1 protein-coding gene is annotated in these 604 nt (G+C 50.5%); it reads right to left on the reverse strand.

Going from position 1 to position 604, the window contains the following annotated elements; all coding sequences use genetic code 11:
- On the reverse strand, window positions 1-565 hold a 565-nt coding region (locus tag ACTHUR_RS15875), incomplete at its 3' end, for a LysM peptidoglycan-binding domain-containing protein (protein ID WP_440399623.1).
- Window positions 566-604 lie beyond the last annotated feature (39 nt).

Raw genomic sequence — 604 nt, forward strand, 5'->3', positions numbered from 1 at the left:
GTACAAAAAGTGTGTCGTTGTGGGCGTAGGCGGTAATGGTGTATTCATTGTGGCTGATCAAAATCAGCTTGCCGTAACCGCGGACTTCTTCGCCAACGTAGATGACGGTACCGGCTGCGGCAGAGCGGATTTGTTGGCCTTGTGTGCCTGCAATATCTATGCCTTTGCTGGTGGTGCCGTTGTAGCGTTGGATAATGGAGGATGAAGCGTTATCGGTCGGCCATTGCAGGTTCAATCGGTTGATCGGGGTAACGGCGGTTGCTTGGCGTTGCTGCGTAGCAGTATTGCGGTAGGCAACATGACGGCGGACGCGCAATATTTGGCCGACTTCAATTTGTGAGGCGTTGTGAAGGTTATTCCATGCAACCAGTGTATTGACGTTTTGTCCGTAGCGTTTGGCGATTTGGGTCAGGGTATCGCCGGGACGGACTTTGTAGTAGCCGTCAGGTACGGCACGGTTGGAAGAGGTATTGTTGCCGGCGCAGGCTGCTAAGACGGCAATGGTGCTAATAAGTGCCAGACGTTTCAAGGCCGTCTGAAAGGTGGAAATAAAGTTTGTATTCATGGATTATTTCAAAATGTATCGTTATGCTATGTATGATAG

It is taken from the genome of Neisseria sp. P0021.S007, from assembly GCF_051956855.1.